The 16,792-nt window shown below is 57.0% G+C and carries 19 protein-coding genes; 14 read left to right on the forward strand and 5 right to left on the reverse strand.

Annotated features, from left to right (window positions below; all coding sequences use genetic code 11):
- The first annotated feature begins 61 nt into the window (after positions 1-61).
- Genes MPAL_RS07710 through MPAL_RS07750 form a run of 9 tightly spaced genes read left to right on the forward strand, consistent with a single transcriptional unit; the run spans position 62 to position 6,568 of the window.
- Positions 62-712 carry a MarC family protein gene (locus tag MPAL_RS07710; protein ID WP_012618188.1) on the forward strand — a complete coding sequence of 217 codons (651 nt, stop codon included), beginning with the start codon at positions 62-64 and terminating at the stop codon, positions 710-712.
- The gene (locus MPAL_RS07715) at positions 709-912 is read left to right on the forward strand and encodes a hypothetical protein (RefSeq protein ID WP_012618189.1); all 204 of its coding nucleotides are present in this window, start codon (positions 709-711) and stop codon (positions 910-912) included. The genes MPAL_RS07710 and MPAL_RS07715 overlap by 4 nt, the downstream gene beginning before the upstream one ends.
- Positions 909-1,685 (forward strand): carbon-nitrogen hydrolase family protein, encoded by a 777-nt coding sequence (locus tag MPAL_RS07720; RefSeq protein ID WP_012618190.1) that lies wholly within the window; start codon positions 909-911, stop codon positions 1,683-1,685. The genes MPAL_RS07715 and MPAL_RS07720 overlap by 4 nt, the downstream gene beginning before the upstream one ends.
- 7 nt (positions 1,686-1,692) lie before the next feature.
- Positions 1,693-2,433, forward strand: a complete 741-nt coding sequence (locus MPAL_RS07725) for a metal-dependent hydrolase (protein WP_012618191.1) — start codon at positions 1,693-1,695, stop codon at positions 2,431-2,433.
- Between the two features lie 37 nt (positions 2,434-2,470).
- A complete protein-coding gene (thrC, locus tag MPAL_RS07730) occupies positions 2,471-3,676 on the forward strand; it encodes a threonine synthase (RefSeq protein ID WP_012618192.1) in 1,206 nt (401 codons plus the stop codon).
- A complete protein-coding gene (locus tag MPAL_RS07735) occupies positions 3,613-4,248 on the forward strand; it encodes a DUF5803 family protein (protein WP_052292228.1) in 636 nt (211 codons plus the stop codon). The genes thrC and MPAL_RS07735 overlap by 64 nt, the downstream gene beginning before the upstream one ends.
- 56 nt (positions 4,249-4,304) lie before the next feature.
- Complete coding sequence (locus MPAL_RS07740; RefSeq protein ID WP_012618194.1) at positions 4,305-4,505, forward strand: hypothetical protein; 201 nt, start codon at positions 4,305-4,307, stop codon at positions 4,503-4,505.
- Positions 4,506-4,511: 6 nt separating this feature from the next.
- Entirely contained in the window at positions 4,512-6,296 is a 1,785-nt protein-coding gene (locus MPAL_RS07745; RefSeq protein WP_012618195.1) for an aldehyde ferredoxin oxidoreductase family protein, read from the forward strand.
- Positions 6,293-6,568: a ubiquitin-like small modifier protein 1 gene (locus MPAL_RS07750; protein WP_012618196.1), complete on the forward strand. Its 276-nt coding sequence runs from the start codon at positions 6,293-6,295 to the stop codon at positions 6,566-6,568. Before MPAL_RS07745 ends, MPAL_RS07750 begins: the two co-directional genes overlap by 4 nt.
- Before the next feature lie 12 nt (positions 6,569-6,580).
- On the opposite strand, the gene MPAL_RS07755 is transcribed toward MPAL_RS07750, so the two are convergent.
- Together MPAL_RS07755 and rqcH are read right to left on the reverse strand one after the other, a co-directional pair.
- Positions 6,581-7,603: an mRNA surveillance protein pelota gene (locus tag MPAL_RS07755; RefSeq protein WP_012618197.1), complete on the reverse strand. Its 1,023-nt coding sequence runs from the start codon at positions 7,601-7,603 to the stop codon at positions 6,581-6,583.
- A complete protein-coding gene (rqcH, locus tag MPAL_RS07760) occupies positions 7,600-9,489 on the reverse strand; it encodes a ribosome rescue protein RqcH (RefSeq protein ID WP_012618198.1) in 1,890 nt (629 codons plus the stop codon). Before rqcH ends, MPAL_RS07755 begins: the two co-directional genes overlap by 4 nt.
- A 57-nt stretch (positions 9,490-9,546) precedes the next feature.
- Between rqcH and MPAL_RS07765 the strand changes: the two genes are divergently transcribed.
- The 3 genes from MPAL_RS07765 (at position 9,547) to MPAL_RS07775 (ending at position 13,002) form a co-directional block, all read left to right on the forward strand.
- Positions 9,547-9,909: an EMC6-like membrane protein gene (locus MPAL_RS07765; RefSeq protein ID WP_048145272.1), complete on the forward strand. Its 363-nt coding sequence runs from the start codon at positions 9,547-9,549 to the stop codon at positions 9,907-9,909.
- 6 nt (positions 9,910-9,915) lie between these two features.
- Positions 9,916-11,685: a ribosome biogenesis/translation initiation ATPase RLI gene (locus MPAL_RS07770; RefSeq protein WP_012618200.1), complete on the forward strand. Its 1,770-nt coding sequence runs from the start codon at positions 9,916-9,918 to the stop codon at positions 11,683-11,685.
- Positions 11,686-11,808: 123 nt separating this feature from the next.
- Positions 11,809-13,002 carry a hypothetical protein gene (locus MPAL_RS07775; RefSeq protein WP_012618201.1) on the forward strand — a complete coding sequence of 398 codons (1,194 nt, stop codon included), beginning with the start codon at positions 11,809-11,811 and terminating at the stop codon, positions 13,000-13,002.
- Here MPAL_RS07775 and MPAL_RS07780 read toward each other — a convergent pair.
- Both MPAL_RS07780 and MPAL_RS07785 read right to left on the reverse strand, forming a co-directional pair.
- On the reverse strand, positions 12,979-14,058 hold the full coding sequence (locus tag MPAL_RS07780) for an NOG1 family protein (RefSeq protein ID WP_148208189.1): 1,080 nt from the start codon (positions 14,056-14,058) through the stop codon (positions 12,979-12,981). The genes MPAL_RS07775 and MPAL_RS07780 overlap by 24 nt on opposite strands.
- Positions 14,059-14,174: 116 nt before the next feature.
- Complete coding sequence (locus MPAL_RS07785) at positions 14,175-14,909, reverse strand: peptidylprolyl isomerase (protein WP_012618203.1); 735 nt, start codon at positions 14,907-14,909, stop codon at positions 14,175-14,177.
- Between the two features lie 57 nt (positions 14,910-14,966).
- Here MPAL_RS07785 and cyaB point away from each other — a divergent pair, with 57 nt between their 5' ends.
- Together cyaB and MPAL_RS16290 are read left to right on the forward strand one after the other, a co-directional pair.
- The gene (gene cyaB / locus MPAL_RS07790) at positions 14,967-15,494 is read left to right on the forward strand and encodes a class IV adenylate cyclase (RefSeq protein ID WP_012618204.1); all 528 of its coding nucleotides are present in this window, start codon (positions 14,967-14,969) and stop codon (positions 15,492-15,494) included.
- 399 nt (positions 15,495-15,893) lie between these two features.
- Positions 15,894-16,070 (forward strand): hypothetical protein, encoded by a 177-nt coding sequence (locus MPAL_RS16290; protein ID WP_158303658.1) that lies wholly within the window; start codon positions 15,894-15,896, stop codon positions 16,068-16,070.
- Between the two features lie 157 nt (positions 16,071-16,227).
- On the opposite strand, the gene MPAL_RS07795 is transcribed toward MPAL_RS16290, so the two are convergent.
- Positions 16,228-16,602, reverse strand: coding sequence for a hypothetical protein (locus MPAL_RS07795; protein ID WP_012618206.1), 375 nt, complete (start codon positions 16,600-16,602; stop codon positions 16,228-16,230).
- Positions 16,603-16,792: the final 190 nt, after the last annotated feature.

Consider the following 16,792-nt stretch of genomic DNA (forward strand, 5'->3'; position numbering starts at 1 on the left):
TTAATACAATCTCTGCCCCCATACCTCAATGTTAATATAGGGTACAGGTAGATTATCCCCCATGACCGGGGATATACTGACGTTTACACTGCTCAGTCTCTCCTCATTGTTCATCATCATAAACCCGCTCTCCTCAACCCTGCTCTATGTCTCATTGACCAGTACACTTGATCACGAGGAAAAGATGCGGATCGCAAAGGAAGCGGCCCGGTATGCCCTTGCAATTCTGCTTATCTTTGCCCTGTTTGGAGGGATGATCCTTCAACTCTTCGGCATCTCGCTCGAGGCATTCCGGATCGCTGGAGGAATTCTGCTCTTTGTGATCGGGATGGAGATGGTCTATGCCAAAACCTCCCGGTCCAAGATGACAGCCACCGAGAAATATGAAGGAATCGATGCTGAAGATGTATCGGTGATGCCTCTTGCAATCCCGATGATCGCTGGTCCCGGAGGGATCACCACCTCAATCGTGTTGATGAACGAAGCCACAGGTATCGGTCTCCTGGCCTATGGGATCGTGCTCGTCTCTATTATTCTGACGATCGGCGTCACCTATTATATGATGCGAAACGCAGATTATATTGTGAAACGGATAGGCCAGCGCGAATTTCGTGCAGTCAACCGGTTGATGGGGATGATGTTGATCGCAATAGCCGTTCAGTTTGTGATTATTGGTCTCAAGGCCGCTTTTCCGACGCTGGCTGGTGCATGATGAGGTGGGATCTTCAGTATCTTGGAATGTTGCTGGTAGGAGGAAGTATCACCTGCGCCGGAGTCCTGATCGCTCTCTGGTTATTGGGGGTCCAGCTGTTTTTTACCCCAACCCTTCTGATCGTCCTGGTACTGTTGGTCGTCATCGGGGCGGCTGTGCTGATCGTCGGTGATTATCAATCGACACGGGCAGAACAGTGACGAAGGAAACAGAGCTGATTGCAGCCGGTCAACTGGCCCCCTGCTGGAGCGATCCCGATCGGACACTGCTCAAGGTCAGAAGAATGGCAGCAGAGGCAGCCGACGCTGGCGCCGTCCTGCTCGCCCTACCTGAGCAGGTACTGACTGGCTGGAATCCGCTGCAGGCTCAGTTCCTTGAAGAGGAGGACGGGCCACTCGTCGGTGCCCTCCAGGAGATCGCAGCAGATCATCGGATCGGGCTCCTCGGCTCGGTACAGCAGAAGGCCGACCCGATGCCGACGAACACAGCGGTCATGATCGATGCAGACGGGACGGTGCTCACCAGGTATGCGAAGATGCACCCGTTCTCCCCCGGGGGGGAGGACCTCCACTATGCCAGAGGGGCTGGCATCAGCACCTTCTCCATGGCTGGACTTCGTTTTGGGATTGCGATCTGTTATGATCTCCGGTTCAGCGATCTCTTCGCCCGGTACGCAGAGGCCGGGGTCGACGCCATGCTGGTCCCTGCAGCCTGGCCATGTTCCCGGATCGAGCACTGGGAACGTTTTCTCCGGATGCGAGCCGAGGAGCAGGGGTATTACCTGATCGGAATCAACACCGCTGCCGTAACCACACCGATCGACCGGTATTGCGGACATTCGATGATCGTCGACCCGTCCGGCACGGTGCTGGCCTCGGCGGATGGGACTGAACAGGTGTTGTACGCAACAGTGAATCCCGCTATGGTCTGTTCTGCAGTGCAGCACGACCGGCCAACAACCAACGGAAGGTGAGCCCGCTGTGCGGGGCGACCAGCATGTGTTGATCAGTCTCTTCAGCGGAGGTGTGCTGCTCGTCCCCTGGCTGGCCGTTCTTGACCCGGTGACCGTGCTGGTGCTGCTGGTCAGCCTCTTCATCGGTTCGCTGGCGCCGGATGCCGATGCTCCAAACGCTGCCATCTTTCATACCCGGATTGCCGGGCTGCGGGGGATTACCGGGTGGGCGGCCAACACGATAGCCAGGTTCCTCCCCTTCTTTGGATACCTGATTCGATATTTCGAGTATCTTCCACTCTCGGCAGCCCTCTGGGTCGTTTCGCTGGGCCGGTACCAGGACGAACACCGGGGCCTGCTCCACTCGCTGGTCGGCGTCGTGCTGATCACGCTCCTGACCGCCGGGTACCTGGAGATCATCTCCGGGCTGATCGGCTGGACTCACCTGAACCTGCTCCCAATAGCTGCCGGAGGCTTTCTGGCAGGGGCCCTGCTTCATCTGATCGAGGACTCCTGTACTCCACGGGGTATAGCCTGGCTCTTCCCGTTCTGTTCGGTTCGGGTCCGCGGCAGAATCACCACAGGATTCTCCGATTCACGACCACAGATCTTCACTCTGATGTTGATGGCAGCCATCTGGGGGATGATTCTCTGGCCGAGGTATGCTGGCTGGGGGATTGGTGAGATGCAGCAGACTGCCCCGGTCCTCCTGGCCGTCCTCTGGGCGATCTTCCTGGCTTTCTCAGGGGTCACCCTTCGACGCAGGTAACGACCCCATTATCTAGATGAAAAACGCATAGATACCCATGTACCGTCTCGTGTGTGTTCATTGTGGTGCAGTCTATGCCCCGGACCAGATCCTGTACAACTGCAGAAGCTGTGGACACCTGCTTGCCGTCCAGTACGATCTGGACACCATCTCTGTTGACCGCAAAACCTGGAACCAGCGGCCGCTCTCTGTCTGGCGGTACCGTGAACTGCTGCCGGTGACCGGCGAGCCGGTGACGCTGCAGGAGGGGGGTACGCCGCTCTATCACCTCAAGAAACTCGGGGCAGAGATGGGGCTCCCCCACCTCTACGCCAAACACGAGGGAATGAACCCGTCCGGATCGTTCAAGGACCGGGGGATGACCGTCGGGGTCTCGATGGCCATCCAGCTTGGGATGAAGAGTGTGGCCTGCGCCAGCACAGGAAACACCTCGGCGAGTCTGGCCGTCTACGGGGCCCGGGCCGGGATCCCGGCGGTGGTTCTGCTGCCGGCCGGCAAGGTCGCGATCGGCAAGGTCGCCCAGGCCCTGATGCACGGGGCGAAAGTGATCTCGATACGGGGCAACTTTGATCGGGCTCTGGAGATGGTCCACGAACTCTGCCTGAGTGAGGGGATCTACCTGCTGAACTCGATCAACCCGTACCGGCTTGAAGGGCAGAAGACGATCGGATACGAAGTGATCGACCAGCTCGGTGAGGTGCCGGATCGGTTCGTCCTTCCTGTCGGAAACGCCGGGAATATATCAGCGGTCTATAAGGGGCTTCGAGAACTCGAATCGCTCGGGTTCATCGATCACCTCCCAAAGATGACCGGGATCCAGGCCGCAGGATCGGCCCCGGTGGTCAGGGCGATTCGAGAAGGGCTCGCCGTCGTCGAAGCTGAGATGTCTCCTGAGACGGTCGCCACGGCGATCAGAATCGGGGCCCCGGTGAATGCTGAGAAGGCGCTGGTCGCAATCCGGGAGACCGGCGGCACGGCCGAGGCGGTGACTGACGAGGAGATTCTCTGCATGCAGCGTGATCTGGCCAGGAAGGAAGGGATCGGTGTGGAGCCGGCCTCAGCCGCCTCGGTCGCAGGGATACGGAAGCTGGCTGAGCAGGGGATGCTGGATAGGGACGAAACAATCGTCTGCGTGGTGACCGGACACCTCCTCAAAGATCCGGAATCGGTGATACGACAATGCGAACCCCCGATCGAGATCGACGCGGACATGCAGTCCCTGCTCGCTGCCTTGCAGCGCTGATTGGGCTGATTGCACTGCTGCTGCTCGCTGCTGGTCAGCCTGCAGGAGCGGCAGCCGTCTTCACCATCGCAGAGAATGGTACCAGTTACACAGCCACCATCGATCTCAACCAGACCGATACCTATCCGTTCATGGAGACCGGAGTTCTTGGAGAGCAGATCCCGGCCACCGTGACCAATGTCAACCTGTACAATGATTCGGGCAATGTCACGTATCAGAAGGACCAGACCGGGATCACCTTTCAAAAGGGGAACTATACGATCTCATACCAGGGAACCCTCCGGGACGACCACATCCTCCTGGCCCTGCCTGAGGTGACCTCTGCCGATGTGCACCTGCCCACCGGGCTCGATGTCAGGAACCCGCTGATCGGCCAGTACAGTCCAGGTGGAAAGGTCAGTGTCGACGACCAGGGGCAGGTCAGTATACACTGGGACCGGACCAGTTATGTCGAGGTCAGGTACTATGATCAGACGAGGGAGTCCCTCCTCTACATGTTCGCCAATATCTGGGTCGTGGTCGCCATTGTGCTGTTGACCCCGTATCTCCTGATGCGGCGAAGAAAACTCTGATCAGAAGATCGATCGAAGAACATCATTTCGTGCCATAAAGCTCACCTTTTTTTCGTATGGCAGCGGTCACCAGCTCCCTTGAATTCCAGATCTGTCTACTGTTCTTCCTTTTCCAGGCAGACGACCCGCTCACCCCCGTCCCCCTATCGATCATCGATGGACTGCTCGCCGGTGGATTCTCTTTCACCTGCATCATCAGGGGCGAAATATTCGGGGACAGGTTTAATATCCAGCAGCACACCTTCTGTCGCGGGTGAGATTGGATGGATGGATATGCCGGCACCATACTGCATGTCGACCTGACCAGAGGTACCCTTGCATCACGGCCATACCCGGAGGATCTGCAGAGGCAGTACTTCGGGAGCCGGGGACTTGGAGTCAGACTGGTGAGCGACCTGGTCAACCCGACCACGGCCCCGCTCGGGGAAGGAAACGTGATCGTCTTTGCCACGGGTCCGCTGACCGGGTCGGGGGTTCCACTCGGGGCCAGGTACGGGGTGATCACCAAATCCCCCCTGAACGGCACACTCTGCTCCTCTGACAGCGGCGGATTCTTCGGGACCGAACTGAAACGTGCAGGGTTCGACGCAGTCGTTATATCAGGCCGGTCCCCGACCCCTGTCTATCTGTGGCTGCATGATACGGTTGCCGAACTGAAGGAAGCCTCGGCCTACTGGGGAAAGACCGTCAACGAGACCACCGACGGGCTTCTTACGGAGCTCGGAGACACCCATGCCAGGGTCTCCTGTATTGGTCCGGCCGGAGAACGATTGAGTCTGATCGCCTGTGTGATGAACGACAGGTATCGGGCCGCCGGCAGGGGCGGACCCGGGGCGGTGATGGGGTCCAAGTACCTCAAAGCCATCGTGGCCAGGGGGTCCGGGAAGATCACCACAGCCCGTCCAGAGGAGTTGAAGGGGGTGACCGCCGATATCAGGGCCAGGATCCATGCCGGCGGCGTGACCGGGAAGGGGCTGCCCGAATACGGCACCTCGGTGCTGGTGAACATCATCAACAACAGTCACATGCTCCCGGTCAGAAATCACCAAGCGGCATACTTCCCGACTGCAGAGAACCTCTCCGGGGAGCGTGTCAGGGAGACGATCTTCGTCCGGAAGAAACCCTGTTATGCCTGCATCATCGGCTGCGGGCGGGGGACGGTCGTGGACGGTGTCGAAGCAGAGGGGCCGGAGTACGAACAGACATGGTCGCTCGGTGTGGACTGTGGTATCGACGACCTGACCTGGGTGGCCAGGGCCAACAACCTCTGCAACAACCTCGGGATCGACGCCCTCTCTGCCGGGGTCACGATCGCCTGCGCGATGGAACTCTCCAAAAAGGGGATCATCCCGGAATCGATCCGGTTCGGGGACAGGGAGCAGATGTACGACCTGGTCAGGCAGATGGGATACCGCGAAGGGATCGGCGACCAGCTGGCCGATGGGTCGTACCGTTTTGCCGAGCGGTACGGTCATCCCGAACTCTCGATGAGTGCCAAGAAACTCGAACTGGCCGCCTATGACCCCCGGGCCGTCCAGGGGCAGGGCCTCTCCTATGCGACCGGTGTCCGGGGCGGGGACCATATCAATGGATATATGATCTCCCCCGAGATACTCGGGATCCCCAAGCGGCTCGATCCCTTTGAGACAGAGGGGAAGGCCGCCTGGACCAGGACGTTCCAGGACATGACCGCTGCGATCGATGCAAGCGGGATCTGCCTCTTCACCTCGCTGGCGCCGCTCGGGGCCGCGGATTATGCCGCGATGCTCTCCGGGGTGACCGGTATGACGGTCACCGCCGACCAGTTCATGGAGGTCGGCGAGCGGATCTGGAATCTGCAGAAACTCTTCAACATCAGGGCCGGCCTGACGAAGGCTGACGATACGCTCCCACCGCGGCTGCTGCATGAGCCCCTGCAGGAAGGGGCACCGAAGGGGAAGGTCTGGGAACGGGAGCCGATGCTCGATCAGTATTACGCAGTCCGGGGGTGGGACGCCGAAGGGCGACCGACCCCACAGACTCTACATCGGCTCGGGCTCTCAGGATGATCGTCACGGTCAGGGGGTATGCAGACCTCAGGCTGGTGATCGGAGATCAGGAGGTGGTGCTCCCCGAGGTGGCGACGGTACAGCACCTGCTCGACCTTCTGATCGTCGATCATCCCGTGATCAGCACGGCACTCTTCGACCAGGCTGGCGCCCTGCTCCCGGCCGTCAACATCTTAAAGAACGGACGAAACATCTTCTTTTTAAACGGTCTTTCGACCCTGCTCGAGGAGGGAGATCTAATATCTGTCTTCCCGCCGGTGGCCGGCGGGTAAATCCTCCCTGTTTCAGAGGGCGTACCTGAGCAGCGCAGCGATGCCGCCGAGCGCCCAGAGCCGTTCTCCGGGTTCAAAACAACTGCTGAGGACGGTCACAGTGGCGTTCATCTGTTCGGCCTGCTCCATCAGCCGGGCCACTTCGGGATCCCGTATCAGGCGATCAGAGACGATCACCTGGTCCGCAGCCCCGAACGAGATCGCCTGGCCGACCTCTGCCCGGCCATAGGTGATCAAGCCTTCCATGGCGATCCGCTTCAGCACCTCGTCCATCACCTGCACCTCGCGACCGAGCTGCAGATCGCCGGCGATCTTGCCGATCACTCCCTGCCCGATCACCTCCTGAACGGCCCCCCGGCCGATCCGCCGGGTCTCAACAACCATCGAGTTGGCCGCGATCGCAGGGTACCGGTTCTTTAAAAATCTGGCAAAATCGTCCTTGATGAACCCGGGGCCGGCGATGATGACCGGTCCGGTGATCTGGAGCAGGGGCGTGGCCGCCTCGATGAAGAATCCCTCCCGGGAATCGACCGGTGCTCCCTTGCCGCTCCCCATTGTGATCGTCAGTACCTGTTCGGGGCCGTACTGCCGGATCCGGAAGAGTTCGGCCTCGCCCTCCTCGATGGCGAGCACGTGGACCAGTCCGCTCCCGGATGAGTTCACCGCCCGGTCGACCCGTTCGCGGTCGCTCTTCGACCAGAATCGGATCACCGAGACCTCGAAGTTCGGCTCAAGGTTCAGGGTGTGGTATGAACCGACGTCAGGCCCGGACTCGATCAAACCGGTGACCCTGAGTCTGGACGAGTACTGGTGAAACTCCACTTTCTCGACCCGGATCCCGATCCGGACCGGCCGCTTCTCGGCCTTCTCCGGCCGGAGTTTGTCGGTGGCCGTCTCGACAGACCGGAAGGTCTGTGCAAAGACAAGATCCCCCGGTGCGATCAGGTGGGAGAGGTGCCAGATATCGTCGACCGATTCGGGGAAGAGGCGTATCTCCCCGTATCCCTGTCGTATCTCCTGGACGTCGGCCTTCATACCCCGACGATCTCTGAACCGCCGGGCGGAACATAGCCGGCGACCTGCTCGGTGTTCAACACCGTCTTCAACCCTTTCCAGTCCTCTTCTGGGATCGTGTCACGAAGTTGCCGCAGCACCTTCTTTGCGATATCGTTCGGTTCGTACGGGCCCGGCTTCAGCAGCACCCGCTGCGTTGTCCAGGCTTCGACCGCATTCACCGGCCCCCCAATCACCGCCGCGTTCGGCTCGGTCTGGTAACCGATGGCCACCCCGAGCGGAACGCTCTTGAAGTACGTCCGTTCGCCTCTGACGATGAACGACCCGCGGGAGACGAACTCGCCGGCCTCCGGGGTCTTGCTGACCTGGTCGGGGCGGACCGCGTAGACGTCGGCAGAGAAGTGGCCGCTCCGCCATGCACCTGAGTACGAGGCGGCGAACTGGGCCACCTCGTCCATCTGTTCGGTCTTCCCCTTGACGATCACCACACTGGCCCCATGGACGTCGGCATGGACGAAGGTGTCGCCCCCTTCCATGTACCGCTTCACCAGTTCCTCGTTCTGGCCGGCGTCCCTGCCTCCGAGCACCAGACAGTTATCACTGGTGAAGAACCAGCGGAACCGGTGATACCACCGCTTCTTCAGCGGGGTCAGGTGGACCTTGCTCGTGGCTTTCTTTGCCACCGGCCGCTCCATCGCGGACACAGCCCCGTCCCGCTTCTTCTTGAACTTCTTGACCTGCGCATAGTAGCGTTCGAGGTTCACCTCGATGCTCTCATGCACATGGATCAGTACCTTCTTCCCATCGAGGAGGAGGTCCACCGCTGCCTCAGCTGGATGGACGCCGGCGATCTGTCGGGCCACATCGTTGTCGCTCTCCTTGAGCATCGATCCGATCTCCTGCCAGGAGAGGGTTTTACTGGCCGCATCCAGAGTTTTGATCACATCGGTGACCAGCGTATAGTTCTCGTAGATCAGGTCGACGATCGCCTTGTTCAGAACGATCTTCTTATCGAACGATTTGAGCGCCGCCTCCTGCTGAAGCCGGATCCGTTCCTCCCGCGGGATCGGTGCCTTCTTCTGCGGCCCCTCGTGCCTGGTCACCAGGGGATAGATCGCTTCGAGCGCCTCGGAGAAGGTGGGGTGGTGGCTGATTGGAGTCATTCCAGTCAGCACGATCGGCCAGGCCCCGCCGCTGGTGACCACCGGGTCACGATCTTCGCTGACCCGGGTGAAGAGCCTCTCCAGCGCCGCCCCAATGGCGATCGGATTGGCTTCGGTGGCCGGGGTCTCCTTACTGATCCCGGCACCGGTGCAGACCTCCTCGGCGTACTGCCCGCCGAGCATACACCCGACGGCTACGGTCCTGACCACATCCCGATCGGATGTGGCGAGTAACGTCTTCAGTGCCTCCTGGTCCGGAGCCGTCTCACTGCTGCCCGAGTAGGTGTAGACGACCCCCGGAATCACCTCCCGGTCCTTGAACCGGTGATGCCAGAGCGGCTTGATGATCGTCATCTGATCGTCACAGAGGATGACGTTCCCTTCATCGAAGAGTTCGATCACCAGGTGCAGCGTCGTGTCCCGCTTGCCGATCACAAAGGTCACGACCCGCTGGAGCCCCTGCTGTCGGATCTCAAGAACCCTCCCCCCTTCGAGGTACTTCCGGAGCAGCATTGCAAAGGACGGTGGGTTCTTGGGTGGATTCGGCAGGACCGTTGCGAGATGGATTCGCCGTCCTGACTCGATGAGCAGGTGATACTTTGCATGCTCCTCGCCATTGAGCCTGATGCTCAGCATCTTGTTGTCATACTGGTAGATCTTGTTGATCCAGAGCGGCAGATGCTCGCGCAGTTCCGCTGTTACTGCGAGCAGGTCGACGCCGCTCATCCCCTGTGTTGTCGCCATCCGTATACCAAGTTAAATATGGTCTTACTACCTAAAAATAAGACTACTGGTGTCACTATGAGCGGTCCACAGAGTTCACCTCCTGCAGAGGAGAAGGGAGAGCAACGTTCCTCCTCGGAAAAGCAGAAGGAACATATCAGGCGCATACTCAGAACGCTGATCGCCTGCTTTCTTGGGATGATCACAGGATACATCTCGTTTGTCGTCGGCGGAACCCCTGATGCCAACCTGATCCAGCCGAACCTGTTGCTGGAGATCCTGATCCTGATGGCCGGGGTCGTCGTCCAGAAGCATGTGATGGTACTCCTCCGGATCGATCCCTCCAAACTGGCCTCCAAAGACTGGTTCTACCAGTCATTCATGACCTTTGCCCTCTGGTTCATCACTCTGACGATCCTGCTCACGACTTCAGTCCAGTGATTGATCATGCGAATAGCTATAGTACATCGAGAACGCTGCCACCCCCGAAAATGCGGGACAGAATGTATCCATTACTGCCCCCGTGTCCGGACTGGCGACGAAACCATCATCATCGGAGAGAGTAAGAAGGCCGAGATCTCTGAGGAACTCTGTGTCGGATGCGGGATCTGTGTGAAGAAATGCCCGTTCGATGCCCTCGATATCATCTCGTTACCTGAGGAACTCGAGGTGCCGACCCATCGGTATGGCAAGAACGGATTTGCCCTGTACGGGCTTCCCATTCCAGTTCCTGGGAAGGTGACCGGGATCCTCGGAGCCAATGGTATCGGAAAGAGTACCTCGGTGAAGATCCTGAGCGGTTCCCTGCAGCCCAACATGGGGGACCTGGAGAGCGGAGCCTCCTGGGACGAGGTGTTGAAGAAGTTTGCCGGCACCGAACTCTTCGACTATCTGAAGATGGTTTCGGAGAAGCAGATCAAAGTCTCCTTAAAACCGCAGTACATCGATTACATCCCGAAGGTCTTCACCGGCACAGCAGAGGAACTGCTGAGGACCACCGATGAACGCGGAAAACTGGACCAGTATGTCTCGGCTCTGAAGTTGGATGCGATCCTCGACCGGAAGATCGACGAACTCTCTGGCGGGGAACTGCAGCGGGTGGCGATCGCTGCCTGCCTCTCCCGGGTCGCCGACTTCTACTTCCTCGACGAGATCACCCCGTTCCTCGACATCTATCAGCGGATGGTGACGGCCAGGCTGATACGGGATCTTGCGGTGGAGAAACCGATTGTGATCGTCGAGCACGACCTTGCGATCCTCGACATGCTGGCCGACACAGTCCATGTCGGTTACGGCCGGCCATCGGTCTTTGGTGTGATCACCAGGCCCAAGGGGGTCCGGATCGGGATCAACCAGTATCTTGACGGGTTCCTGCACGAGGAGAATGTCAGGTTCCGCGAGTATGCGGTGGTCTTTGACAAGCGGGCCCATTCGGTTGAAGCGATGCGGAACGTCCTCTTCACGTTCCCACCGATGACCAAGACCTATCCTGCCTTCTCGCTCGGTGTGCATGGCGGCGAGGTTCGACGGGGCGAGGTGCTCGGGGTAGTCGGAGCCAACGGTATCGGGAAGAGTACCTTTGCAAAACTGCTGGCCGGGGTCGAAGAGCCTGACGGAGGTCCAAACGATCTGAAGGTGAAGGTCTCGTTCAAACCGCAGTATGTGAAAGGGGACACCGATGCAACGGTCGAGTTACTGCTCAGGGGAATTACGAAGAAGTTCGACAGTTCCTACTACCAGCATGAGATCGTCGAACCGCTCTCCCTGAATCCGATCCTCCAGTCTCCAGTAAACACTCTCTCTGGCGGAGAACTGCAACGGGTGGCGATCGCTGCCTGCCTCTCGAAGGATGCCGACCTCTACATCCTCGACGAGCCGAGCGCCCATCTCGATGTCGAGCAGCGGGTCAAGGTGACCCGGATGATCAAGCACCTGGCCGAAGGGCGGGATGCCGGGATCATGGTGATCGACCATGACATCTATATGATCGACATGATCAGTGAACGGATCCTGGTCTTCGAGGGAGAACCTGGCCGGCATGGGGAGGCCGCAGGGCCGTTCGATATGCGGGAGGGGATGAACCGATTCCTGCAGAACCTCGGGGTCACCTTCCGGCGGGACAAGACTGGCAGGCCCAGGATCAACAAACCTGACTCATTCCTCGATCGTGAGCAGAAGACGAACCGTGAGTATTACTATTATACCGCTGAAGAGTGATACAGTCACCACGGGTTTTGCCCTATTGGTCACTCCTTCTTTATTTTGATTGTTATTTTCCCTCATTACCCGACATAAGGATCTACTCTGTTTAAATAGGTTGATACGTATCTTTTAGAGTATATGCGGGAAGAGCGGCTCTCTGATGCGATTCTTTATGAGAAACTGGATCTGATGAAGAACGACTTCTTCGGATACATCGAGCATCACTCAGCAAAAGTGGATGAAAACCTGCCGGTCTTTTACGGGCATGTGTTAGCAGCTCTTGAAAATTCGTTTCCCGATCTCGATGATAGTGCCTTTGATATGTTCATCGATACGATCACGTTCAAGGTGCTCGACTGCTCGGTACACGGGGGAGAGGCCGAGTTCATCTCCAAGGTCCAGACCAATGCCGGACGGGCAAAACGGAAGAGCCGGGGAACTGCCGGTATCGATATCATGGCAGGGTTAAACCTGCTTAAAAAGGGGGATTACCTGAATGCGGCGCCATACCTGCGAAAGTATGCCACCCTGGACGCAATGATCGGGATTGCGGCAGCGTACTGTTCCTATATGCTTGCACGGCAGAACCAGGACCCGTCTCTGGACGGAACGTTTAAGCCCGACGATATCCGTGAACTGGAGGCCCGTGAACAGATGATTGAACTGGCCCGATTGAAGGTGCCGATTCGTGGGATCTATCACCCTGACACCATCGATACCACCTGGATGGACCGTGCTTTCTGGACGATGATCCAGATCTCGCTGGACTGGTTCCCGGACGAGCAGTGGTTCCTCAAACTTGGCATCATGAAAGCAAAGGCAGACGGAAACACAGCGAAGCGGGCGATGCTTCTCTCCATCAGTGTTGAGCGGTTCTATGATAGCATGTTCTTCCTCCGTGAACTCTACTACTTCCGGCTCGAACAGCGGGATGCCGGCGGGGCTGCAGGGGTCGTCAAACAGATGATGCAGCAGCGGCCGCCAGATGACCTGGAACCTGTCTACTATGGATTAAAACTCTCGCTGTTGACGACAAGAAGAATCACCTACTACAGTTTCCGACGACAGGCCAGGACGCACGCGATGCCGAATCAGGTGATCAGCATGCTCGATTGTGTCTTTGAACTGATGAGCGGCAAACAGTACGAAGCGCTATTGAACCTCAAAGAGATCAAAAAAAGTTTTCCTGAATTGTTCTTCTTCACAACCGCGATCGAATATATCGCCCACGACTTTACCGACTCTGATAATACCAGAGTGAAGCGGGCCAAGAAGGCCCTGACCGATGCAGTCGACCAGTACTGTCGTTCAGTCCTGAAGATCCCGCTCTAGGCTCTCGTCGGTCTTATCAGAGTCCTTCTCTTCGACTTCCCAGTAGAACGGTTTCGAATACTCCAGAGTGGTCTCCTCCGGAGTGCTGCTCTCCAAAATCATGGCTGATCGTGCCAGGTGCTGCGCCGGGTAGCCGCTCTGGTATGCGAGCAGCGCTGTGAGTACCTCGTCGACACCCTCGCTGGACTTGGTCGACATCAGCATATATCCCTCTTTCTTGACCAGGTCGGACTTGTTGATCACTGTTACCATCGGAACCGAGACCATCTCTTCGACCTCTGCTCTGAGCTGTTCCTGCTCTTCGAACTGGTACCCGCAGTGCTCACTGGCATCGATGATGAAGAGGATCGCATCGGCGATGTTCATCAGTGCACAGAGGGCTTGCTTCTCGATGGGGTTCCGCTCATCAGCAGGACGATCCAGGATACCAGGGGTATCGACGAACTGGACCCTACCAGCCGGCTCATTCCGGTGACCGAGGATCACCCCTTTGGTGGTGAACGGATAGGCCGCCACTTCAGGGGTCGCCGTCGAGACGAGCTGGATGAACGAGGACTTCCCTACATTTGGATACCCAGCCACGACGACTGTATACTCGTCGCTGACATGAGGTAGTTTTCTGAGGACATTTCTGACCTGGTTTAAGAATCTGAGCTCGCCATCCACCTGATGGACGATCGAGGCGATCCTGGCCACTCCCTGCTTCCGAACCGCGATCTTATCATCAGACCTGCGCATCTTTGCCGAGAGCTGGTAACCCTTCTCGCGCGTGTTCTTGGCTGCCCAGCCTACTGCACCAAGGGCCTTCTTCAGCCGCTCGACCCCGTACAGGATGTCGACCATCTGGAAATAGAACGGCGGTAATTCCTCCATTTCAGGGAATTTCTGGATGATGGAGACCAGTTTGTCATGGACTGAGGCCGTGACTGACATCAGAAATTCATTATTGGCGCGGTCTTTGTTCCGCTTCTCCTTCATCTTCGCTGCCGCTCGCCGAAACGACCGATCAAGGATCTCATCGGCGGTCGGTATCGTCGGCATCTTCTCAAATTCCATAGCAGTTCACCCCAGAGGACACTCTGCTATCAATATGCTGTCTGAATATAAATGAAAGATGTACAGGGCACTCTTAACTACAAAATAAAAAAGAATAGTGCCTGAAAAAGCAGGGTTTATGCCTGCTCAGGGGCAGGTTCCTGCTCTATGGCAGGTGCTGCCTCTTCTGGAACTGCCTCTTCTGGTGTTGCTTCCGGACGCTTGACGGACTCGATGAGTTTGATCTCCTTGATATCAGCGACGATCTCGAAGATATCATGGACAATCGTTCCTCTCCAGAGGAGCCACCGGCGGTCGTAGGTGATCGCTGGTGGAAGCGATATAGTCAGGACACCATCCTCGAGGACGACATCCATGGACTTACCGGCGTACAGCTGGATCAACCCTCTGATCTTCTCGATCGGGTCCTCGACGAGCCCTTCGATGGTGTAGTGGTACTGCAGGGTCTGTCCTGCGAGGTTGTGGTTGTAGTCGATGACGGCACGGCCGCCGATGATGTCGCGGACGACACCTTCACGGTTCTCGATCTGGACCCGGGCACCGACCTGCGGTTTGTTCTTGAACTTCTTGACCGGGATCGCCTCGACCTGGTTTCTGTCGTAAGGGCCGAAACCCTTCTCCGGCGGAACTTCGACATCTCCTTCATCGCTGGCTTCCTTGCCGATCAGAGCCTCATCGAGCCCTGCGATCACATGGCCGCGACCGAGCTGGATCACGATTGGTCCGTACTCTGCAGACGGGTTGTCGATCCCCGCCTCCTTCGCCTTCTCTTCTACGGTGGTGTCAAATACGATCCCGTCCACCGTGCCGGTATAGTTAAGTCTGATAAATTCCCCTGTGTTCAGTGCCATCTTATTCACCTTGACTATATTAAATCTCAACGAATATAGATAAAGTAGTGAGATCAGATGATTGAATTTGAATTGAAGGTGATGGTGCCTGCCCTTGGGCCGATCAGAGATCGGCTAGTCATTCTGAAGGCCACGGCGGACGGGGTTCGACATGAGCATGACATCTACTACAACTCCCCAGTCCGGGACTTCGGTACGACCGATGAGGCGTTACGGGTCAGGTATGCAGAGGACGGCGCGATGGTCACGTATAAAGGGGCGAAGTTGGCCGGCCAGAAACTGAAGGCACGTGAGGAGTTGAACATGCGCGTCGCTTCTGGTGAGACCTGTGAGTCGATCTTTGAGCGGCTCGGGTTTACAAAGACCGCTGAGGTCGACAAGAGGCGCGAACTGTACACCTATAAGGAAGCCAGCATCGCACTGGACGAGGTTCAGCGGCTTGGAACATATATCGAGATCGAGATCATGGCCGAGAAAGAAGGTGGGGACGCCGTCGCCCGGATCGATGCAATACAGCAAGAACTCGGGATCGTCGGTGATCCGATCACATCCTCATACCTGGAACTGTTGATGGCCCAGCAGTGACGTGGGATGAATATTTTTTTAGTGACGTTCGCGCGTCTGATGAAATTTTCATAGAGCAGGGCTTTTTCGTAAGAGGAGTCGACATTTCTCTTCAAAACAGGTGAGTGAGGTGGCTGTGATCGCAGATTCGACCAGACGCAATCTCCACCAGAGCCAGTATCTTCGGGGCGGGCCCCTTTTCAGGTCAGGGAGTCCGGCCATTCCTCCTCTACTGAGATCTGATCATAGATACTAAAAAAGGAAGATATGTCAGAGAATTGAGCAGATATAATCAATACAGCCCGTATATTTTCTTTTTTTTTCAATCCAAACTGGGATCGATTAATAAATAACAAATAGTCTGTTATACAAACATAAAAGCAAGTTATTTATTATAAAATGTCATATGTAGATAACATAATGTCTGCAGTTGCACACTCAACCCCAAGGAGGGAGTCAGAGGAGATGGCCATGAAGGTCTCCAGGATGTATTTTGGAGCCCTGACTGAATCAGCCCCATGGCACTGTATCTGGGAGAGACAGGTGCAGGCACTAAAGTTGACCGGGACCAAGGGAGTGAACCATGGGTCTGGTTGACACAAGGATGGTGCTTCCCGGCTCATAGGAAAATGAGAGAATGTGAGAATACTTTGTTGAAGATCTGTGGTAAGGTCGGAGATGAACCAAGATGAAAATTCAGGAGAGGAGACTTTGAAAAATTATACCATGATCATACTGATATCTGCAGTATTAATTATAGGAATGTTGACTGCAGGATGTACCCAGCAAGCGAGTAGCAGTTCGTTGTCATCAGCGTCGAATGGAGATCAAAACACCGTTGTTCAGACAGGTTCACAGCCGTCCGGAACCGCTGACCAGGCCACGAACGGAACAGCACCGTCTGGTACACCACCTGCGGAAATGCAGGGGAATGGAACATGGCATGGTAATGGTACACCGCCTGCAGGAATACAGGGGAATGGAACATGGCATGGTAATGGTACACCGCCTGCAGGAATGCAAGGGAACGGAACAAGGCATGGTAATGGTACATCGCCTGCAGGAATACAAGGGGATGGAACAGCCCCGTCTGGTACACCACCTGCAGCAGGTCAGTGAACCACTTCACCTATCTGAACGTACACTCCCGGGTTCCGTGCGACGTCAGACACCTTCAACGTCGATGGAACCGATTCGGCTGGGATAGCGGTTGGACTTGAATCCAATTGAGATCTCCCATTTTTCTATCGATCTTATCTTATGCTCCGGGCACCAAGTGGTGAACTCAATAGGTTTCTTGCGCTGGTGACCAGCCCAGT

Source organism: Methanosphaerula palustris E1-9c (genome assembly GCF_000021965.1).
GTDB classification, from domain to species: Archaea; Halobacteriota; Methanomicrobia; order Methanomicrobiales; family Methanospirillaceae; genus Methanosphaerula; species Methanosphaerula palustris.